The following is a 20333-nucleotide window of genomic DNA, read 5'->3' as shown; positions in this document are numbered from 1 at the left end:
AAGTGCCAGATCCAAAGAAATCACCTGCTGTGCAGTCGATGCTGAACGAGCAAGCCAAGCAGCGCGTGAATGCGGGTAACGGCGAACTGGATGAGGCACTCGAAGAAACGTTCCCGGCCTCAGATCCAGTATCAGCGACGACAACCTCGATCCCGGCAGGTCGCACGGACACAGATGAAGCTTCTCGTGTCGCTGGCGACCCCTCCTCCGCTAGCGACGACGGAGACTATCCACTTGTGGACGCTAACCTCGCCGCAACGGGCGAGAGTATGAGTGGCTTAGATCACGGCCGCCCGCGCGAAGATTTCCTTCGCCGCGACGCAGGCCGCTTGTCACGTTCGGTTGGCGAGATCGCGGAAGGCGGCGCCCATCTTTTCAAAGCGGAGGTCCGGGGGTTCCGGAGAGACGTCGAAGCCAAGATCCACGAGCGCCCGCTGACAGTCATCGGGATCGTAGCCGTTATCGCGTACCTTTGGGGAGCCACGCGATAACTTGTAACGGTCCGGGGGATCGCGAATGAGACCGCAAGACGTCACCCAAGCCGTCTCAAACAGATGGACTATCAAATGCGATTTTACTTTCATGTGCGTTCGGAACGCGGCTACGACGACGACAAGGAGGGTATCGAACTGGCGTCTCTTGAGGCGGCCAAGCGCGAAGCAGAAGCGTCGGCTAGGGAGATGGTGGCCGAACGCGTCGTTCAGCAAGAGAGAATCGATGGAACGTGCTTCGAGATAGCTGATGAGCGAGGCCGGGTGTTGGCTATTTTGCCATTCCTTGACGTGGTCAAACTTCGGTGAACGATCGTGGAAGTGCGGTTCGGAACTAAATGCTGACAATTAGATTACACTTCAAAACCGGAGAGAACACCATGACTTATGTTGCTTCCCCAAGCCATTCGATCGGCGACATCGCCCGAACGGAAGACCTCATGCAGTGTCTTGAAACCGCCCGCAAACATCTGAGCGAGACCTCCCGAGCTTCATATACGGAGAGACAGCACGAACTCGTGTCTTCCGCAGTAGCCGCTGGTTGGGAAGAGGATGAAGTTCGGGCGGCAATCGCGAGCGCGGATGATCAACCGGCCCACGACGGATCCTTGAAGCCGAGCCTTGGCATCGTTCCGTCGTCGTAATTGTAAGTAAAGTGCGCGCGTTCGGTCACGGGTATTTTCCGAATTCTAACACCGTAGGTCCGCCTTGTTCGGCAGATGGTCGCGCAACTTGAAGTCATCTTTAACTGACGAAAATGGGACATAGACTAGAGTTCGGAACTTAAGAGTTTTGCCGGCGTTAGGCCGGTATCTGTAACGAAACAGGAGACTCCGATGAAAGCCATTTCTACAATTATCGCTGCGACCATTTTGACGCTCGCGCTCACGGCATGTGGCAACACCATCCGTGGCATGGGCAAGGACACCGCAAATACGGTAGACGCTACTCAAAGTGCCGGTCATCGCGTCAATCGCGCAGCTTCAAACTAGTCGCCTAGGTTATGTGCGGGTGACCAAGCGGAGCGATATGAACGATACGGAAAACCCACCGACCGTCACATACAACAGGATGAACAGGAAAGCATTCTTTCACCTTCCGGCGCCATCGTTATGAACTTGCTGGCACGTACAGTAGTTTAGCCGAGGCGCAGTACGTGGCGGAAAGGCAATGCCGGTCCATGGGGTGGGAAGGGAAAGCCTCCGGATGAGGCTCTCCTCCCGCGGCGCAATCTCAAGCGCTCCCTGAACGCTGCCACATGCATGCGGAGCGGCCTGAAGCCCGTATTTAGATACTCGCCTTTTTTCATCGGACCCAAAGTCTTTATATGCTCTCTCTTTCAGTGAAAACGAGCACCACCTTTCGTTCCGTCCAGGTGCCATCAACATGATGTTTCGGGATTCTTGGCTGCCCGTTTTCCGCTTTCGACGCTATGTGTCCGCGCCCCTGAGCGATCAAACTCCCTGCATAAGTCGCCCTAGTTCGTTACCGGGACTGGGGTAGCCGGCGTGACCGGCGTTTGCGAGGATAGGATACACAGCCTAGATCGGGGCCGTGCTCCTTTCCCTACATGCGGTTGTTAAGCCTAGTGGGTGTTCCAACTCTGGTGGAGAGCGTTAGCCCGATTCAATTGATGAACCGGATTGCGAGCATCAACCGGTCTCCCCGAGTTGGCGGCGATGCGCGATGATAGCAAGATGTGTCCTGAACGAAACCCGTCCCGGCGGGCCCTTCGATTGTCAGCTCGTTCTCCCGCCCGAATTGCTTATATACTGCTTCGGGTGTCGCTCTCGCTGATCCAAAAAGCATCTTCAAAGGCTTCGATTTGTGAGAACGTTTCATCATGACGTGTGCGCCAGAAAAGCGATCCGTATCAGTAATGTAGAAGCTCGCGTAGACGAAGCTGTATCCCCCGACATCGTAATGATAGTCGATAACGCCATGTTTCAAAGCACGTCTCTCCTCATCATTCATCGACGATGCGAAGCTCCAATCCAGGATTGTAACTATTCTCCGCGGCTCATGACCTAGATATTTCCGCACGATTGACCGAAGTATCGGGTCCTCGATGACCTTCTGCACGGCAGCGCATCGTTCCGGTTTGGATATCCCGCCGATCGGCATCTTGCGGCCATCGGCCGCGACACCATCTTTCACCTCCGAATAGAAGAAGGTTGGGCCCGTTGGATCATAAATGGCGTGGAGCGGCTGGGAGAGCGCGAATTCCAGGATCTGGTCAACGAGGAGCTTCGGCAAGTTGAGCCCCACGAACACAGCATCATCGCGGATAGTTTGCACGATCTCTGGAACTTTTGCCTCTGGAAACGCGGTAGGCAGGCTCCACCTACCCGCGGGTTCGCGCTTGAAAATTTCAGCAGCACCTCTGGCGGAGCTGTAACTTAACCTGACCATGCGAAATCGTCCCAGCAAGTACGCGAGATCTTTAGACTTGATGCGACTGAAAATGCCTCCCGCAATCATGGCTCACTCCCCTATTAGCGCCCATGTATTGTTATATAGTAATATAATAATCCTTCTTCAGATCGGTTTCATATTGTCTGAATGAGGTAACCACCCCATATTTTCGATGCATACGCTGTACAAACCGGGTCGCGACTGCCCTACTCCGGTTCATTGGCTGTATGATATTGGCATTCCCGCATACGAGGTTGAAGCCCTCAGCAGGCCGCCTTCGCTGCAACTGCATATTACGTTGATGGCTTCACGCCGCTCCGTGAAACACAAAACGCTATTGCGGCCGTTCGTTTTCGCCTGACGATTTGTTATGAGAAGAACCGCGGCCCGATGTTCCCTATCGGGATCGGAGCCACGCGCGCCAACGACAGCCCAGCACTGCGCCCACCAGTGAGGAAATGGATGGCGGACCTCTTTTCAGCGGGTGAACCAAGCCATTGCACGCAAGGCGACACTTGGTGTTCCCGTCGTCATCCCGCCACGTCGTCGCTTGGAGCGAACACAACGTCGTCAACAGCAACTTTTAACTCTTTTTCGTTCAGGTTCGGCGAGGTGACCGTCGTGAACTACTTGTTTTCGGATGCGAGTTCTCCTGGCTTGAAATTGCCGGGTTCGCTCGAAGGAATCGCATCAGATCTTTCCCCTCGACCCGATGGAGGTGTCACTCCTCCAGAGTGATCTGATGACCATGTTTGAGGAACGCCAGTGGACGTTCCCAACAGTTCCGCTTCCGCCTCGTACCAATGACGATCGTGCTGTCCTTCAGGTCGACCCTCGGCCTCCCACTTGGCATAAGCGGCCTTCTTGGTCTTTTCCTCGTCCATCGCCGTCTCCGATCCTAGTTTTCTCGAGCTTGGTGCTCGGCCTGAAGTCGTGCTTGGCGAAGACGATCGGTCTTTGCATCTCGCCGTCGGCGCTCTTCAGCCAACATTTCGCGAGCGACTTCATCCGTCCTGTCTCGAGCCGCAAGTCGATCTACCGCGCTCATTGATGTTCGGGTGTTTCTTTTATCTTCTGCCATTACAACTCCTCCCTTAAGGGAGGAACGCGCGAGCCCCATCAATCGCCCAGTACAGTAGCGAACAAATACGTGAGATTTTTGCTCCTTGCTTCTCGCAGCTTCTCCACGGTTTCCTGCGCCTGCTTGAAATAGATTGCTGTCGCTTTCCTTGCCTTCAGGGCCTCACCCCCCTTTGGACGGTTGCCGTATATGTCCAAGGGCTGAACATGTGTCTCGCAGCATAAGCATCTGTGCAAGACAACAGAGCGCAGCCTATCCGACGACCAAGCAACTGATCTTTGGAACCAGCTCGGCTTTCGAGCATTTCACGCGGATGGAGCCGTCAATGCTTACCATCTCTCAAACTGTCGCCCGGTTCGCAGGGCACCGGGTCACAGTGGCAGCGACCTTCGCCATCGCATTGATCTGGTGCACATTCGGAGTAGCGCTCGGTCTGCCAACCGAATGGTTTTTGCTTTCGAACATCATCGGCACAATGACGGCACTTTTTGTCCTTCTGATCATGCAGCAATCGCAAAACCGTGACATGGCGGCTTTGCAGGTTAAGGTCGACGAGCTAATTCGCTCGAGCGAAGCCGGCGACCACATGATCGGGATCGAACGGCTCGAAGCAGACGAGCTTTCGCGGCTTGCTGTAGAGCGTCAGGCCGGGGTCTGATCTCGCGAGCGGCTTTTCCGCCTTTTCACCGGCGACGTCCTCCACGCACTCGGCTTTTTGCGCCAGCGTCTTGCTCAAGTCGAACCCGTCAGGAAAAGATGATGGTCGTGCTGGTGTTGATGACGACCTGCCACGTCTCCGAATAGCAAAAGAACGGACCCGAGAACGATCACCAGGAGGACGGCGGGCACGAAGGGTCTCGCTTTCGTACACATAGATCAGGCAGCCATTGTGTGAAACTGCTGCGCCATCTTCCGCACGTCAAACGGTTTTGAAAAGAATATGCCGCCTGCCGGCAATTCGCTTGCGGTCGGACGCTGCTTCCCAGACACCACGATGATCGATATTGGTGGCCAACGGTCGCGAACGATAGCGGCCAGCTTAAGCCCGTCCACGCCTCCCGGCATATCGATGTCAGTCATCACAATGCGGATGTCAGCATCAGTTTCAAGGAGCAGGATCGCCTCAGTCGAATTTGCGGCCTCGAGCGCCAGGAACCCAGCTTCCTCGACAAGATCGACGGCTAGCATACGCAGGAGCGCTTCGTCTTCGACGATAAGTATTTTCGCGGGCATGCCAATTTTCCGGAATTTCCAGGATCCCGAGTAACTCCGATAGATGCTCACGGTTCCGTGAGATCGAAACTAATTTGAAAGCGCAGGCCGTCGCTCGCGAAATCGACCTCCGTGGCGGCGTGAGCCTTGCCAGGAAAAGCCTTTTCGATGAGTGTTGAGCCGAAGCCTTTTCGAAGAGGCGCGGTCACCGGGGGGCCGAGCGACTCCTTCCACGTAAGATTTATACGGTCGCCGTTTGTCCATCGTAGTGATACCCTCCCGTGCTCCGCCCCGAGACTCCCGTACTTCGTCGCATTAGTCGCCAACTCGTGAACAACCAGCGACAAAGGCATTGTCAAGTCTGCGGGCACAACGACTTCGGGACCTTCCATCGAGATGCGACCGGTATCCTGGGAATGTGCTTGCAGTGCAGCCGCCAAGACCTCGCGGATTGGCGCCGCTGCGCCCTCCTTGGAAAGGATGAGATCATACGTGCTTGCGAGGGCCCGCAGCCGGTCTGAAAAGGATTCGTATCGCTTCCGGTCGGACTTTGCGAAACTCTGGCGAGCCATCGCCTGAACGAGAGCAAATCCGTTCTTCACACGGTGAGCAAGCTCGCGCACCAAGAGGTTCCGATCCTCCTCCGCCTTTTCGTTCTGCACGCGCCGGCAGTCCAGTTCGTCGAGGAGGCTGTCGAGCGAGGCGCCGACAGCGTGAAGTTCGTCGGTGGGCCTCATCATTGTGCGCGCTTTGGTCTTGCCATCCCGCCAATTCTCCATGACGGCCGAGATGCGCGAAATTGGCACTAGCAAAAACTGGCGGCCGATGAACATCGCGAGTATCAAGGAGACGAGGGCTCCGACCGCAATGCCGACGACGTTCGTGATTGTAGCGCGGTTGATCGGCGCGAACGCTTCCGCCATCGAAAAGCCTGCGCTCACGTACAAGGGACTACTCGGCAGGGAAATCGGTCGATATCCGAGGACGCGGTCAGTGCCGTCCTGACTTCTCACCTCTACGACGCCCGGCGCATCGGCATGAACGAGCTTCTGGTAGTCTTCCGGGATGACAGTTCCAACGAATCGTTCGGGCAGCGGGACTCGCGCCACGATAGTGCCGTCCCGATCCGCAAGAGTGACCGCGTTGCCCTGCGCGACGCCGCGCTCGGTGATACGGGTCTGAAGCCAGTCAAGCCGGATTCCGCTGACGACGACGGCAGTGACCGCGCCGCCCTCGACGATCGGGAACGCGAGCGGCAATACGGGGTTCCCGGAGATGCGGCTCTTCGTGTAGCGGCCGACAACGAAGCCCTTAGAGGCGACGGCCTCCTTGAAATAGTCCCGGTCGGCGAAATCCGCCCCCGCTGGCATCGCCGCGCTCCCGCAAACTGGCGTACCGTCAGGCCGCAGGACGAAAAGCGTCCGTATATTGGGAACGCTGGATGCTAGCGATGTCAGGGCTTCATTGCAGACCGGAACGACGAGATGTCGAACGGAGGGCATTGAGCTCACAGCTACGAGCAGCGACCGCAAACCCTCGACGATGCGTTCGACTTCCGACGAAGCCTGCCGGGCGGCCTGAGCCGCATTGGCGCGCACCTCCTCGGCGCGCTCCTGACGGATCGCGTACTCGTTGTAACCCAGCATGGCGACCACCGGCGCAAGCGCGGCAACGGCCACTGCCACGAGCTTCAGCCTCATGGGAATCCCTCCGATCGGAGATCGATAGCACGCGATTTGGCGGAAGACCATCGGTGCGTGACCGTCTCATCCTGACGGTTTGCAAAACGCTCAACCATGGCCGGATATGCTCCGTCGTCGGGCGTTAGTATCGTTGTCCAACTCTTCTTTTGTTGCGCGTTCAGGGGGTTGGAACAAAACGACGACATGAAGGTTATCCGCTCATTCACGAACCCGTGATCAAGGAGGGATAATCAGTGACCGAGCCAGTTTCAACAGTCGCCCACGTCCACACGCGCGACGACAACCCGTACCTCAACGCGGCCTTCAACAAGGTGTCGTGGGGGGCCATTTTCGCAGGCGTGGCAGTCGCACTCGTCGTGCAGCTTATACTGAATCTGCTTGGAGCCGGCATCGGCGCCGCAGTCATCGATCCCGCTTCAAGTGACAACCCATCGGCCACAACGCTGTCCGTCAGCACTGCCGTCTGGTTCGTCGTGAGTGGCCTGATTGCTTCGTTTGTCGGCGGCTACATCTCAAGCCGGCTGTCTGGTCGCCCGGTCCGATCGACGGGCGCGCTCCACGGCGTGGCTTCCTGGGCTGTCACGACACTTGTCGTCATCTACCTGTTGACGACATCGGTTGGCGCGCTTGTCGGCGGCGTGTTCTCCGGTCTCGGTGGTATCGTTTCCAGCGCAGGCTCCACGGTTGCGACTGCAGCCACGACTGCCGCCCCTGCCCTCGCGACCGCCACGGATCCAATGGCGAGCATCGAGCGCAATGTTCGCGATGCCAGCGGCGGCAACGATCCGGCTGCCCTGCGCGATGCCGCGGTAGCGTCCGTGCGAGCTGCTCTTACAGGCGACGAAGCCAAGGCGGAAGAAGCCCGCAACCGCGCCGCCGATGCTATCGCCAAGGCACAGAACATTCCTGTGGATCAGGCCAAGCAGCAGGTGGCCCAATATGAACAGCAGTACAAGGACGCCATTGCACAGGCGAAGCAGCAGGCAACGGAGGCAGCCCAAGTGGCGGCGACGGCATTCTCAGCGGGCGCGATCCTCGCCTTTATCGCGCTAGCCGTTGGAGGCATTGCAGCCTGGATCGGCGGCGCCGTGGGCACCACGCACGTCGTTCGCGATCAGGATATTTACGTCACCCGCTAAACACATCTGAAGGAGAGTTTTCAATGAGCATTTTCGACCGCATCAAGCACGCAATCTTCGGCGAGGCACATGCTGCCAGCGTCCAGCAGTCATCGGCCGGCGGCGAAGCCCAATCGACCGGCGGCGCTACGTCGCCAGCGCAGTCGGCACCTTCTTCGCCTGCAGCAAGCCCCGCACCGAGCACGGCACCCTCGGCCGGACAAATGGCTTCGCCCGCTCCGTCGCAGAACGCCACGACCACATCGCCTGGAACCGCATCGCATTCGAGTGTCGATATCGAGCCGATCCTCAACGATGCGGTGAAGAAATCGGGGCAGAAGCTGGACTGGCGGCACTCGATCGTCGACCTCATGAAGGCGCTCGGAATGGACGCAAGTCTCGAAGAGCGCAAGGAACTTGCCCAGGAGCTCGGTTTTACGGGTGACGCCCACGACAGCGCCAAGATGAACATCTTCCTGCACAAGGCCTTGATGAAGAAGCTTTCGGAGAACGGGGGCAAGGTGCCCGCCGATCTGCTCGATTGATCGACCTTCATAAGCGTAACCCAAAGGAGACCTACCAATGGCTAGCATTAAAACTCTCGACGACCTTTTCCTCGACACCCTCAAAGACATCTACTTCGCGGAGAAGCAAATCCTGAAGGCTCTTCCTAAGATGGCGCGTGCGGCCCAGTCGGAAGAAGGCAAGGCAGGGTTCCTGCACCATCGCGACGAGACCCAGGGCCAGATCGAACGTCTGGAGCAGGTATTCGAAATTCTCGGCAAGTCGGCCCGCGGCAAGACCTGCGAAGCAATCCAGGGCATCATCGCTGAAGGCGAGGAAATCATGGAAGAATTCAAGGGTTCCCCGGCTCTCGACGCAGGTCTAATTTCGTCGGCGCAAGCAGTCGAGCACTACGAGATTGCTCGATATGGCACGCTGATCGCATGGGCGGAACAGCTTGGTCTGAAAGACGCTGTTCCTCTGCTCCAGGCAACCCTGGCAGAGGAGGCAGCGACCGACAAGAAGCTGACGGAGCTCGCGAAAACCCAAGCTAACGCCAAGGGCGCAGGCACAGCAGCCTGACTTTCATCATCTCGACCGAAGGCCGTCCTTGGAGCCGGCCTTCTTTCATTTTAACGAAGGGGAAGGTCAATGGCCAAACGTAGCACAAAAAGCTCATCCGCCAGCTCGGATGCGAGCAGCGTAACCATCCACGATCAACAGCTTCACCGCGGCGCCGGCGGCGAACTCCATCAGGTCGCGGAGGACGGGCACGAAGTGCTGACCACAGCGCAAGGCGGCCCCGTCAGCGACGACCAAAACATGCTGCGCGTCGGAGCGCGCGGCCCGGCGTTGATCGACGACTTCCATTTCCGCGAAAAGATCTTCCACTTCGATCACGAACGAATTCCCGAGCGTGTCGTCCACGCTCGCGGTTACGGCGCGCACGGCTTCTTCGAGACCTACGAATCCTTGTCCGACATCACCCGCGCGGACGTCTTCCAGCGCGCTGGCGAAAAGACTCCGGTCTTTGTGCGCTTCTCGACGGTCGCCGGCAGCAAGGGATCCTTTGATCTTGCCCGCGACGTGCGCGGTTTCGCCGTCAAGATGTACACCAAGGAAGGCAACTGGGACTTGGTGGGGAACAACATCCCCGTGTTTTTCATCCAGGACGCCATCCGCTTTCCGGACATGGTCCACGCGGTCAAGCCGGAGCCTGACCGTGGCTTCCCGCAAGCTCAATCTGCACACGACAATTTTTGGGATTTCATCAGCCTGACCCCCGAAAGTATGCACATGATCATGTGGATCATGTCCGACCGGGCGATCCCGCGTTCGTTCCGCTTCATGGAAGGTTTCGGCGTTCATACCTTCCGGTTTGTCAATGCCGAAGACCGATCGACATTCGTCAAGTTTCACTGGAAGCCGAAGCTCGGGCTGCAGTCCGTAGCGTGGAACGAGGCCGTGAAGATCAATGGCGCGGATCCAGATTACCACCGCCGCGATCTGTGGCAGTCGATCCAGGCGGGCAACTTTCCGGAATGGGAGCTTGCAGTCCAGCTCTTCGACCAAGACTTCGCAGATAGCTTTGATTTTGACGTTCTCGATCCGACAAAGATCATTCCCGAGGAGATCCTTCCTGTGCGTCCTATCGGACGGTTGGTCCTAGACCGGATGCCGGACAACTTCTTCGCGGAGACAGAGCAGGTCGCGTTCATGACGCAGAACGTGCCTCCTGGCATCGACTTCAGCAACGATCCGCTGCTGCAGGGCCGTAACTTCTCGTACCTTGATACTCAGCTCAAGCGACTGGGCGGACCGAACTTCACTCACCTGCCAATTAACGCACCAAAGTGTCCCTTCCACCATTTCCAGCAGGACGGACACATGGCGATGCGCAATCCGGCTGGGCGTGTCAACTATCAGCCCAACTCCTTCGGGGTCGGGCCGAGAGAGTCGCCGTCTGCCGGCTATCGCCACTTCCCGGCTGAGGAACAGGGTACGAAGGTTCGACTACGTCCGGAGAGCTTCGCCGATCACTACAGCCAGGCGCGGCAGTTTTACGTCAGTCAAACTGGTGCAGAGCAACGGCACATTGCCATGGCCCTGACGTTCGAACTCAGCAAAGTCGAAACTTCGGCGATTCGCGAAAGGATGGTCTCGCACCTTTTGAACATCGATGAAACGCTCGCCACCACAGTCGCGCAGAAACTCGGTTTCCAATCGATGCCAAAACCGGCCGATGCGGCCATGCCGACACGCCAAGACCTCGAACCTTCGCCGACCCTGAGCATCGTCGAGCGCGGTCCTAAGCGGTTCGAAGGGCGCAAGCTTGGGATTCTCGTCACCGACGGGGTCGACGCAAAGCTGTTGAAGGCCTTGGGCGCGGCGATCACCAAAGCGAAGGCGTCGTTGGAGATCATCGCTCCCAAAGTTGGCGGCGTCACTGCTGATGATGGAAGCTGGATCGAGGCTCATCACATGATCGACGGGGGACCATCGGTCCTTTTCGACGCGGTTGCGCTCCTGACGTCTCATCAGGCCGTCGAAGATCTGGTGAAGGAGGCGACGGCTCGCGACTTCGTGGCGGACGCTTTTCAGCACTGCAAGTTCATCGGATTCGATCAGTCGGCGCTCCCCCTCCTCGACAAGGCAGGAATATCTGTCGCGCTGGACGAAGGAACGATCCCCTTGGCGAGCGCGAAGGATATCAGCGCGTTTGTCGATGAAATTGGGAAGCTCAGGGTCTGGGGACGCGAGCCGTCTGTGAAGCTCGGCAAAGCGTCGCCGCCTATCCAGTAAAGATTTAGGGCGCGGAGTAATCCGCGCCCAACCTTGTGCAGGGTCCGCGACCCTCGCTGGAACAAGCGACGTCGCCACGTGTTTCGCCCTGCCTGAAAAGAAACAATGGAGCGCAGTATGGAATGGCAAGGAAGAAGGCAGTCGCAAAACGTCGAGGATCGCCAAAATGAACGTGGCGGGCTGGGCGGTGGTACCTTCGGTGGGCGCGGCGGGTTCGGTCTTCCGATAGGTCGTCGCGGCGGCGGCATGAGCATCGGCACGATCGTCTTTCTGGTAGTGATCTATCTGGTGTTCAAGGCGATGGGCATCGACCTGATGCAGGTCCTGGACAGCGGAACAAGCGACGGCTCCGGCTACGAACAGAGTGAGCAGCATTCCTTGCCCAGCAGCCAAAACGGATCTAGCAACGAGATGACGGCCTTCGTGAAGACCGTGCTCGCGGAGACCGAGGATACCTGGGAAGGCATCTTCCAATCGGAGGGCCGCGCGTACAAAGATCCGACGCTTGTACTGTTCCGTGGGCAGACGAGATCCGCGTGCGGTGCAGCCTCGGCAGCGTCAGGACCGTTCTACTGCCCAGAAGACCAGAAGGTCTATCTCGATACCGCGTTCTTTGACGAGCTCAGCAATCGCTTTGGTGCAAGCGGTGATTTTGCCGAGGCTTACGTCGTCGCGCACGAGGTCGGACACCATGTGCAGAATCAGCTTGGCATCCTCCCAAAATTCAACGAAGCCAGGCAGCGAATGGATCAGGCGCAGGCCAACAAAATGTCTATCCGCGTCGAACTTCAGGCAGATTGCTTCGCCGGCATCTGGGGAAAGTTCACACAGCAGAAGGGCATCCTGGACGCAGGCGATCTGGAGGAAGCATTGAACGCCGCTCAGCAGATCGGCGACGACACGCTGCAAAAGCGAACACAGGGATATGTCGTCCCGGATAGCTTCAACCATGGAACGTCAGCGCAGCGAGTGAAATGGTTCAAGCAGGGATTCGATAGTGGTCAACTCTCGGCCTGCGACACGTTCTCCGGGCCTATCTGATGCCGTCTGACAAGGGGCGAAGGACAGCCACGCGTCCGGCACTACCGGAAGGAGTCGAGGACCGCGGTTCGTTTCAACGTCGGTTCTGGATTGCACAACGTGTCGCGTGGATTGCGTTCGGTTTGATACTCGGCGCCTGCCTGCTGGGTCTTCTAGGTCGAGGGGGCGTGTTTTCGAGGAAGACCGTCGAATTTTCGGGCGGGCACATCGAGCTGCCGGCCATCTCGCGCTGGAACGCTCCGGACGAGATGCGCGTGAGTTTTTCGGCCAGCGGCGGAGATCGGATGGTATTTGTCGACGCGCGGTTTTTCGAGACATTTTCCATCGACGGCGCGGACCCGCCGCAGAAGGGAACGACCAGAAAGGGCGGCCTCATTGGATATATATTCGGAGCAGATCCAAGCGCTTCTGCGACGGTCGTCTTTCGGCTGCAGACCCAGGAGCCTGGACGCCGACGTTTCCTTATCGGTATTGACGACGACGTAACCGAGCAATCGACCCTAGTTTTGCCTTAGGAGAAACGATGGACGCCGTCATTCGCGGGTTAGCAATCTATTTCACCCTCCTCGTCATAATACGGCTTTCCGGTCGTCGCACGCTGGCACAGATGACACCTTTCGATCTGGTGATTGTCCTTGTAATCTCGGAAACGACGCAACAAGCGATGCTGGGCGACGACTTCTCGATCACCAACGCGGTACTTCTCATTTTGACGCTGTTCACGACCGACATCGCGCTTTCCTACCTGAAACGATGGTGGCCTCGAGCGGCTCATGTGATCGACGGCGTCCCGACCATTCTCGTCATCGATGGCGTCTACGACATCAACGCGCTTCGAGGCTGCCGGCTCGACCGGGAGGACGTGATGGAAGCGGCGCGAAGCCAGGAAGGGATCGAGTCCGTGAAGGACATCAAGTTCGCCATCCTGGAAGTAAGCGGAGCGATCAGCATCGTCAGGAAAAATGGATGATCTCGCCTGCGCCGGTCTCTTGGCAGACCTGCGGGACCGCCCTGACAGAGAAGCACACGATGCTTGCCGCTTTCCTTTGCTAAGTGTCGGCGGACGCCCATTTTGGGAAATGGGCGACGAAGGGACTGGAACAAGGGAGTTATTTCCAAGTTGGTCCTGGTGACGAGAAAAAGTACATCGAGGAGATAACAAATGCGCATGAAATTTTTCGCTGCGTCCGTGCTCGCCATCGCGACGGCAACTTCCGCCTACGGCCAATCCAACCCGGCTCCCGCTGGATCGACGATGGACAAGAATCAAACAGATACTGGTGGAGGTGCCAACGCCGACGCCACGAAACCCATGGCGAAGGACATGAAAAAGCCCATGGCTAAAAACACTTCTAACAAAGCCAAAGGCGCCATGGATAAAGAAAAGTGCAAGGATCCGGCGAGCAGTGCCGGAACAGGCAAACTCCAGACCCAGGGCGGCAAGAGCAATGCTACGCCCGAAGACGAAGCCTGTGCGGCACACAATAACTGATCGCTCAGCGATAGAGGCCCTGACAGCTCGTAGCTATCAGGACCTCTCTTCAAATGCCTGCTGCACACACAGCCTGCGACTTCGATTGCCGTCTTTTTGAGGAGGAACCAGTGCTCGACCCGACGCTCAGGCGGTTCTACTTACATGTCCGGCAGGGCGACGAAATCATCGCCGATCGAGAGGGGATCCTGTTGCTAGACGTCGGAGAGGCCATCACCGAAGCGCTGGTTTGCGCGCAGATGTACCGGGCGGCAGGCAGTGGCAGCGAGGCGAACCGGAGAATCTTTGAAATTCGAGATAACGAGGGAAAACTCTGGGCGACCGTTCCAATTTCAATATAGTGAATGGGCTATAAAAGTGCCCCCTCACCGCCCCCGATTTTAAGTTGGTGGTTTAGCATGAATATTTTCCGCTTCAAAAAGAGCCGATGACGAACACGTAATGATCCGGATCGGGGGCATTTCCTTCGTGACGCGCGACGTAGGCTGGGATCGCCCGGCAATACCAGCTTTGTCAACCGCTTACGTCGTCGCGTCTCACGTTAGGCTGTTACGATCCTTGAACTGATCGACCTCGTCGGGGACCCTGCGGGGGCTTGGCCTCAAGACAGCATCATCGCGAGGCAAAAGGGCCTCGTAGAGATTGAACCGTTGGCCGAAGGCTGGTGGTTCAGGGTTAACGCGAGAGGGCGGCCGATATTGTCGCGGTTCCTTGCTGAGCGTTCCTACCTACAATATAACAGATCCAGCGAGCGAAGCACCTTTGTCGCATCAACACGGCTCTCAGGCCGTTGCTGAAAAGCTAACTTGAGTGATATGGTCCGAAACTCTTGGAACGGCCCTCGGGTCAATGGGCCACGCTTTATGAATGATAACGGAAATGCACGAGAGCTTCGCCGTCTGCGGGTTCTCGAGGATTATGCGGTTCTTGACACTGCGCGCGAGAAGGATTTTGACGAAATCGCGCAGCTTGCGTCAGACATCTGTGGCACGCCTATCGCTGTCGTGAACCTGATTGGCGATCGTCGTCAGTTCTTCAAGGCCGAAGTCGGTTTGGGTGTCCGCGAAACACCGTTCGACAGTTCTTTTTGTGCGAAGGCGATTCTGGAGAACGATTTCCTGATGGTCCCTGACGCGACGAAGGACAAGCGTTTCGACTGCAACCCCCTCGTAACGGGAGAGCCGCATCTCAGGTTCTATGCTGGGGCCATTCTCAAGTCTCCATCAGGGCTGCCGCTCGGGACGGTCTGCGTGCTGGATTACGAACCGCGGGAACTGAACGAGCTCCAGCAAAGGACACTCCGCGTTCTGGCTTCGCAGGTGATGACGCAACTCGAGCTGCGGCGTGTCGCGGCCTCCGAAGCTACTGCGCGGCGATCGGAGTCGGACGAAAAGGCCCGCTATAAGGCGGTTTTCGACAGTGCGACCGACTACGCAATCATCGTCATGGACCGCGCCGGCCTGATCACAGACTGGAACGAGGGGGCTACGCGCGTTCTAGGTTGGGAGCGATCGGAAGCTTTGGGACAAGACGTCTCTTTCTTTTTTACTCCCGAGGATCGAGAAGCAAGGATACCGGAGTTAGAAATTCGGTCGGCGCGCTCCAATGGCCGCGGTTTGGACGAGCGATGGCACCTGCGAAAGAGCGGCGAGCGGTTCTGGGCGAACGGAGAGCTTATGCCACTAACGGCCGAAGACGGTTCGTTGCAGGGCTACGTGAAGATCCTTCGTGATCAGACAGGCAAGCGACTCCAAGAGGAGCAGAAGCAACTCCTTCTTGAAGAGATGGCACACCGGGTTAAGAACAGTTTTGCGGTGGTACAAGCTATCGCATCCCAGTCTCTCCGCGGGGTCGATCGCGATGTTGCATCGACTTTCCAGGAACGCATTGTCGCCTTAGGGCGAGCCCACGACGTCCTACTTCAGACAAGCTGGCAATCGACGCACCTTCAAGCTTTACTAGAGGGCGTGCTGCTGACTCAAACTTTCCCCGACCGCTTTGACATCGACGGGCCCGACGTCGTCCTCGGATCTAAAACTTCGATGTCGCTGTCTCTTCTCATTCATGAGATGGCCACCAACGCGTTGAAGTACGGCGCTCTGTCCGTGACGAACGGGGCGGTTGTCATCCGATGGACTCTCGAAGACGGAGTATTCGAGTTCACTTGGCGGGAGACCGGCGGCCCGCCGGCTACATCGCCGTTGCGCAAAGGGTTCGGCTCGAAACTGATTGAGATGGGAGTAAACGGTAATCGCGACGTCGGGCTCGACTTCGGCAGCGCAGGGCTGCAGGCAAAGTTCCGTGCGCCGTCGACAACGCTGTCGTTCTAAGCTGTTCGCAGGCTTCGCTTATCCAGCGTGATCCGCGGCTCGTCATCGCATGTTAATGGGAGCTATCGGATGTTGGCGCGTTGACGCGCGTTGCCCATCTTCCTACGTAGGTGCCGATGAGCAGCGTCGAGATGTCGTCTGAAGACTGATAGCCGTCGTTGAAAAAACGGATTGCGGCGGTGCAGAGAGTTTTGGAAACCTTTTCGTCGGGCGAGACCTCGTAGTAGCGGTACCAAGTCTGGACCGCATCCGAAATCGTACGGATATCCCTCTCGTCATACAGGTGAGCCGCGTCCATGGGAGTTCCTCCCCAGCACTGAACATAGGGCCGGTCGCTGGCTCGTCAATCGTGCAGCACCCGCGGCCCCGCCCCCCGGTGAATTCGCAAATAATCCGACAAACACGAGAAATCCGATCAATCTGTTTCAGTTGGGCGAACCGGCGATTTCGACTACGGGATCCACACAGCTTGAAGCGCTCCTGCCGCCATCCCCGCGCCTCGACGATAGACTTGGCGGTCATAAGTCAACGGCGCAAATTATCGTCAGTCGCTTAACCGGAACCCAAAACCTAGCGGAGCATTTGAAACGCTGCAGGCCCTTCGTTTCTTCCACGGAGAGAGGATTGGACACCTAAATCGTCACTTTTCTTCATTTTTGGCGCTATCGTACTGCTGACGACGTGGCTGCAGCTTGCCCCCAAAGCGCATGCCACTCTCACTTCCGATATGCTGCATCGTGATAGGCATGCTTTTGGCCTGGTCGCCGCTCACATCTCTACCCTGGTTCAACCCTTTGGAAAACATCGCATGGGCTGAACATTTGGCCGAACTGGTGGTCATCGTCGCTCTGATGGGTGCCGGGCTGAAGGTGGCCAAGTCGGCTGTACGCTAGTGGACAAGAGCCTTCAAACTGTTGACTAGGCTCACTTATAAGCAGGAACTCTCAAGGAAAATTGATGTTAAGCAGGCCCAGAAGACCCTGACCGTGCAACAGCGCGTCGATCTTCGCATCCACGAACAAGATCGCGATCGACCCTTCGGGGAAAGAGTCCGCTTTACGAAGACAAGAGCGAGCGACTTCGCAATCTACGGCTGGCGGCGGAAAACAGCATTGGATCACATTGGAATTGGAAACTTTTCGGCGGGCCAACTTGAAAAGGTTGGCGCACGCCTACGCGACGCGCGCATCGCGAAAGGTTACAGCCTAGAAGACCTTGCGAGCGCAACTGGCTTTACCGAGGTTGAGATCGCTGGGGTTGAGAACGGCATTCCCGCTGACGACCACCACATTGAGCGCATCGGGCATACTCTAGGCTAGTTAGAGGAGGCCTCGCCAAACCGGCGGATAAGCTTCTCGAGCCCCGGCTCGGCGACTAGCCGGGCCGCCTCTTCGACTGCAACCCACGCGAGGTCGCGCTCGCGATGTTCCGGGAACTTCCTTTTCGACCTCCTCACGTCAAGAACATGCACCTCGACCGTCGCCCGCACCTGCTCTCCGCTGTCGAGCTTCTTGATGTAGTCGTAGTTGCCAATTGGTCGCTTGTGGGCCCGGCCTATCACCCCGGCCTCTTCCCAAGCTTCCTGCTCCGCAACTTGATAGGGCTTCCTTCCCTTGATCGGCCAGCCCTTGGGGATCGTCCAGCGCTTGGTCTCGCGGGTTGTGATAAGCAGGACTTCCGGCGCGGCGAGAGGCGATCCTCGGACGCACAGCGCCCCGAACTGGGCGACGCCCGCCTCTCTCGGATCGGAGATCTCATAACCTGCGCCGGGCGCCTCTAGGCTCTCATTCATCGACAAGAAATAGGGTCTCGTTGTTTTAAGACAACGGCGGCGACCGTACCGATGTCCAGTCTTTCGCAAAGCTGGCCGCGCGGTCAGCGCGGCTTCGCGCCGGTGCGATATCTTCTAGCGCATCCGCCCTTCGTTCTCGTCCGCCGGATCGAAGTTGACGTCCCAGTCCTTGGCGGGCTTCTGCCCCGGCGGCGCTTTATGCACGGTCGCGTCCTCGGAGCCGGTGATCACCGTTGGTTTGGCACTATGGACGCCCGTCGACTTTCTGTCGGCGACGGACTTGGCAAACTGCCCCTTGGCATCCTTTTCGACATCGGACATTTCACTCGCCCTTCTGCTTGAGGCCGTCTGAAACCTTCATGACCTCAGGATCGCGATTGCTTTCGCCATTGGCATCCTTCGCCTTGTCCGGATCGTCGCTCGCCGGCATGTATCCCGGCGGCCTGCTCTCCTGCGGGCCTTCCCATCGCGGCGATTGGTCAGTCGTTCCGGGAGTGCCGTCCTTTGGGTTGTTCATTCCCATTTCGAGTTCTCCTCTTCGATAAAGGTAACCGTCGCCACCCCCCGCTTGTTCCCTTCGAAAAAACTTGCTGGGAAGCGATTTCCCCTAGGCCATCGGCGTCAAAAGGGCTTCCTGCTTTCTTGGTAAGGCGCGGCGCCCTCGATCGGTTTCGGCGACAGGGGGACTGCGGCGTCGAAGTGTGGATAGTGGCGCCTCGCTTCTAATGCGATCCGGATCTTTGCAGGTGGAGTTTATTCCGTGAGGGGGCCTCCAGGAACTCCTTTCATCGCTCAGAGCATGTTGAAACACACCAACCAGCCGCCCTGAGATTTTCCAAAGTGTCGAAATCGCTTCGCGAGGCGTTGCCGATCTCCACGTGCCTGACGATTGACCGGTAGCGTTCGACGATCTCACGACCACCAACGTCGCCCGTCAAAGCCAGCAGATCGTGGAACACGTGCCGAGGAAAGATGATCGGGTGACCGGGAACGCCATTGTCCGCAGCCCGAATGAGCATCTCGCCTCCAGCATCTACGAACGCCTTCGCAAGACCAGTGAGATGATCTCTCGTCAGGCGGGGCATGTCGGCTAGACAGATCATCAGACCCGAAGCTTTGACGCCGATCGCCTCTCGCACCCCGGCGACGATCGAAGTCGACATTCCCGACGCGTAGAAAGGATTTCGTACGACGCGTACGGGCAGGTCGGCCACCTCTTCGTGGACCTGCTCGGCGCCGTGACCGATGACGACGAACACCGGATTGCATCCCGATCCGACGGCGGCAACCGTCGACCAGCGAACCATTGAAACGCCATCGAATTTTGCAAGGAGCTTATGCGCGTTTCCGCTGCGGGTCGAACTTCCCGCAGCAAGAACAACCGCGGCGATGATGGGTGTTGAACCATTGGCCGCGACATCATGCATAGGCGGCAAGTCTTGAGGCTGCGACGTCGGCCAGTATCGACAGGGCTAGCGACGTCGAATCCTTGGCCGGCCCGAACATCCCGATCGGCGCCTTTATGCGGTCTATCTGGCCGTCGACAATTCCCGCATGTCTCAGACGCTCGACGCGACTTCGATGCGTGCGCGTGCTGCCGAGCGCGCCTATGTAGAACGCACTCGATTGCAACGCCATGCCAAGGGTTCGCTCTTCGGCGTCCAAGTCGTGATGCAACAGTACCACCGCCGTATGCTGATCAAGAATTGAAGGGGTGAGATCGCCGCCAGATGCTCCCAGGACTACGACGTCATGTCTGGCCGCTTCGGCAATCCGTTCCAGCGCGACCGCCTCGGAAGACTGCCCCGAAATCACGACGCGTATCCGCGGCCGGTAGACCGTTTCGAAGCTCCCGTTTCCCCACCCGCATCGCAAAGGCGGCGCGATGCTATTGATGGCCTCCTGGGTCGGTGAATATGAAAGCCCGGCCGTCCGACGCTCCCGCACCGCGGTGACGACGGCTTCCAAATTCTCGACGTCGACGTCGCGCAGGACATGAATGGCGATCGTGATGCCGCCTCCACAAGGAAGGACGACATCGAAAAAGGGCGAGCCGTCGCCGAAGTGAACGGTTCGATCACGGCCCGCCTCCAGAGCCAGCAGCGCCTCAGAAGCGACCGCCGCCTCGACGCATCCGCCGGAGACGTAGCCTAAGAAGCTGCCATCGGCCGCGATGGCGAGATGTGAACCAAGGGCGCGGGCCGCGCCGCCGCGGATATCGACAAGGGTTGCGAGCGTCGCCCCGCCGTTCTTGAAGGAAGCGATTGCGAACTGCAGAATGTCCAAAGGGTCGTCGCTGGTGGACGACCGCTTCGGCACATTCAGCTCCATCGTGTTCAGCATCAGGTTCAT

General features: G+C 58.0%; 26 protein-coding genes and 1 pseudogene. 15 read left to right on the top strand and 12 right to left on the bottom strand.

The window, feature by feature from the left end; translation table 11 throughout:
- The first annotated feature begins 2 nt into the window (after window positions 1–2).
- From ACODTZ_RS02830 to ACODTZ_RS02820, 3 genes are all read left to right on the top strand, one after another.
- Window positions 3–491: a hypothetical protein gene (locus ACODTZ_RS02830; RefSeq protein ID WP_489023572.1), complete on the top strand. Its 489-nt coding sequence runs from the start codon at window positions 3–5 to the stop codon at window positions 489–491.
- Between the two features lie 75 nt (window positions 492–566).
- Window positions 567–800, top strand: a complete 234-nt coding sequence (locus ACODTZ_RS02825; protein WP_489023570.1) for a DUF6894 family protein — start codon at window positions 567–569, stop codon at window positions 798–800.
- Between the two features lie 527 nt (window positions 801–1327).
- Window positions 1328–1483, top strand: a complete 156-nt coding sequence (locus ACODTZ_RS02820) for an entericidin domain-containing protein (RefSeq protein ID WP_489023568.1) — start codon at window positions 1328–1330, stop codon at window positions 1481–1483.
- 634 nt (window positions 1484–2117) lie between these two features.
- On the opposite strand, the gene ACODTZ_RS02815 is transcribed toward ACODTZ_RS02820, so the two are convergent.
- Both ACODTZ_RS02815 and ACODTZ_RS02810 read right to left on the bottom strand, forming a co-directional pair.
- Window positions 2118–2972, bottom strand: coding sequence for a phytanoyl-CoA dioxygenase family protein (locus ACODTZ_RS02815; RefSeq protein WP_489023566.1), 855 nt, complete (start codon window positions 2970–2972; stop codon window positions 2118–2120).
- A gap of 560 nt (window positions 2973–3532) precedes the next feature.
- Complete coding sequence (locus ACODTZ_RS02810) at window positions 3533–3790, bottom strand: DUF2934 domain-containing protein (protein ID WP_489023565.1); 258 nt, start codon at window positions 3788–3790, stop codon at window positions 3533–3535.
- A gap of 522 nt (window positions 3791–4312) precedes the next feature.
- On the opposite strand from ACODTZ_RS02810, the gene ACODTZ_RS02805 reads away from it, so the two are divergent.
- Window positions 4313–4645, top strand: coding sequence for a low affinity iron permease family protein (locus ACODTZ_RS02805; protein WP_489023564.1), 333 nt, complete (start codon window positions 4313–4315; stop codon window positions 4643–4645).
- 88 nt (window positions 4646–4733) lie between these two features.
- On the opposite strand, the pseudogene ACODTZ_RS02800 reads toward ACODTZ_RS02805, so the two are convergent.
- The 3 genes and pseudogenes from ACODTZ_RS02800 to ACODTZ_RS02790 form a co-directional block, all read right to left on the bottom strand.
- Window positions 4734–4781, bottom strand: a pseudogene (locus tag ACODTZ_RS02800) (hypothetical protein); the annotation flags it as partial.
- An 82-nt stretch (window positions 4782–4863) separates the two neighbouring features.
- Complete coding sequence (locus tag ACODTZ_RS02795; protein WP_489023562.1) at window positions 4864–5220, bottom strand: response regulator; 357 nt, start codon at window positions 5218–5220, stop codon at window positions 4864–4866.
- Window positions 5221–5267: 47 nt separating this feature from the next.
- Entirely contained in the window at window positions 5268–6899 is a 1632-nt protein-coding gene (locus tag ACODTZ_RS02790; RefSeq protein WP_489023560.1) for a sensor histidine kinase, read from the bottom strand.
- 236 nt (window positions 6900–7135) lie between these two features.
- Between ACODTZ_RS02790 and ACODTZ_RS02785 the strand changes: the two genes are divergently transcribed.
- From ACODTZ_RS02785 to ACODTZ_RS02740, 10 genes are all read left to right on the top strand, one after another.
- The gene (locus ACODTZ_RS02785) at window positions 7136–8041 is read left to right on the top strand and encodes a PhnA-like protein (RefSeq protein ID WP_489023558.1); all 906 of its coding nucleotides are present in this window, start codon (window positions 7136–7138) and stop codon (window positions 8039–8041) included.
- A 23-nt stretch (window positions 8042–8064) separates the two neighbouring features.
- Window positions 8065–8565 carry a DUF3597 domain-containing protein gene (locus tag ACODTZ_RS02780; RefSeq protein ID WP_489023556.1) on the top strand — a complete coding sequence of 167 codons (501 nt, stop codon included), beginning with the start codon at window positions 8065–8067 and terminating at the stop codon, window positions 8563–8565.
- A gap of 37 nt (window positions 8566–8602) precedes the next feature.
- Entirely contained in the window at window positions 8603–9106 is a 504-nt protein-coding gene (locus tag ACODTZ_RS02775) for a YciE/YciF ferroxidase family protein (protein ID WP_489023554.1), read from the top strand.
- Between the two features lie 69 nt (window positions 9107–9175).
- Window positions 9176–11326 (top strand): catalase, encoded by a 2151-nt coding sequence (gene katE, locus ACODTZ_RS02770; RefSeq protein ID WP_489023552.1) that lies wholly within the window; start codon window positions 9176–9178, stop codon window positions 11324–11326.
- Between the two features lie 117 nt (window positions 11327–11443).
- Complete coding sequence (gene ypfJ / locus ACODTZ_RS02765; protein ID WP_489023550.1) at window positions 11444–12367, top strand: KPN_02809 family neutral zinc metallopeptidase; 924 nt, start codon at window positions 11444–11446, stop codon at window positions 12365–12367.
- Window positions 12367–12882, top strand: coding sequence for a hypothetical protein (locus ACODTZ_RS02760; protein ID WP_489023548.1), 516 nt, complete (start codon window positions 12367–12369; stop codon window positions 12880–12882). Before ypfJ ends, ACODTZ_RS02760 begins: the two co-directional genes overlap by 1 nt.
- Window positions 12883–12890: 8 nt before the next feature.
- On the top strand, window positions 12891–13337 hold the full coding sequence (locus ACODTZ_RS02755; RefSeq protein ID WP_489023547.1) for a DUF421 domain-containing protein: 447 nt from the start codon (window positions 12891–12893) through the stop codon (window positions 13335–13337).
- Between the two features lie 192 nt (window positions 13338–13529).
- Window positions 13530–13859, top strand: a complete 330-nt coding sequence (locus ACODTZ_RS02750; RefSeq protein ID WP_489023545.1) for a hypothetical protein — start codon at window positions 13530–13532, stop codon at window positions 13857–13859.
- Between the two features lie 110 nt (window positions 13860–13969).
- A complete protein-coding gene (locus tag ACODTZ_RS02745) occupies window positions 13970–14200 on the top strand; it encodes a DUF6894 family protein (RefSeq protein ID WP_489023543.1) in 231 nt (76 codons plus the stop codon).
- A 522-nt stretch (window positions 14201–14722) separates the two neighbouring features.
- Entirely contained in the window at window positions 14723–16189 is a 1467-nt protein-coding gene (locus ACODTZ_RS02740; RefSeq protein WP_489023541.1) for a sensor histidine kinase, read from the top strand.
- 52 nt (window positions 16190–16241) lie between these two features.
- On the opposite strand, the gene ACODTZ_RS02735 is transcribed toward ACODTZ_RS02740, so the two are convergent.
- Complete coding sequence (locus tag ACODTZ_RS02735) at window positions 16242–16487, bottom strand: hypothetical protein (RefSeq protein ID WP_489023540.1); 246 nt, start codon at window positions 16485–16487, stop codon at window positions 16242–16244.
- 342 nt (window positions 16488–16829) lie between these two features.
- Window positions 16830–17030 carry a hypothetical protein gene (locus ACODTZ_RS02730; RefSeq protein WP_489023538.1) on the bottom strand — a complete coding sequence of 67 codons (201 nt, stop codon included), beginning with the start codon at window positions 17028–17030 and terminating at the stop codon, window positions 16830–16832.
- Between the two features lie 73 nt (window positions 17031–17103).
- On the opposite strand from ACODTZ_RS02730, the gene ACODTZ_RS02725 reads away from it, so the two are divergent.
- Complete coding sequence (locus ACODTZ_RS02725; protein ID WP_489023537.1) at window positions 17104–17508, top strand: helix-turn-helix domain-containing protein; 405 nt, start codon at window positions 17104–17106, stop codon at window positions 17506–17508.
- On the opposite strand, the gene ACODTZ_RS02720 is transcribed toward ACODTZ_RS02725, so the two are convergent.
- The 5 genes from ACODTZ_RS02720 to ACODTZ_RS02700 form a co-directional block, all read right to left on the bottom strand.
- Window positions 17505–17981 (bottom strand): NUDIX hydrolase, encoded by a 477-nt coding sequence (locus tag ACODTZ_RS02720; protein ID WP_489024771.1) that lies wholly within the window; start codon window positions 17979–17981, stop codon window positions 17505–17507. The genes ACODTZ_RS02725 and ACODTZ_RS02720 overlap by 4 nt on opposite strands.
- A 114-nt stretch (window positions 17982–18095) precedes the next feature.
- Complete coding sequence (locus ACODTZ_RS02715) at window positions 18096–18302, bottom strand: hypothetical protein (RefSeq protein ID WP_489023535.1); 207 nt, start codon at window positions 18300–18302, stop codon at window positions 18096–18098.
- A 1-nt stretch (window position 18303) separates the two neighbouring features.
- Window positions 18304–18504 carry a hypothetical protein gene (locus tag ACODTZ_RS02710; RefSeq protein WP_489023533.1) on the bottom strand — a complete coding sequence of 67 codons (201 nt, stop codon included), beginning with the start codon at window positions 18502–18504 and terminating at the stop codon, window positions 18304–18306.
- 262 nt (window positions 18505–18766) lie between these two features.
- A complete protein-coding gene (locus tag ACODTZ_RS02705; RefSeq protein ID WP_489023531.1) occupies window positions 18767–19408 on the bottom strand; it encodes a nucleotidyltransferase family protein in 642 nt (213 codons plus the stop codon).
- Window positions 19401–20333, bottom strand: coding sequence for an XdhC family protein (locus ACODTZ_RS02700; RefSeq protein WP_489023529.1), 933 nt, complete (start codon window positions 20331–20333; stop codon window positions 19401–19403). The genes ACODTZ_RS02705 and ACODTZ_RS02700 overlap by 8 nt, the downstream gene beginning before the upstream one ends.

It is taken from the genome of Rhizobium sp. FG113 (genome assembly GCF_057809895.1).
The sequence above is the reverse complement of the archived record's forward strand: the minus strand, read 5'-3'. Positions and strand labels throughout refer to the sequence as shown.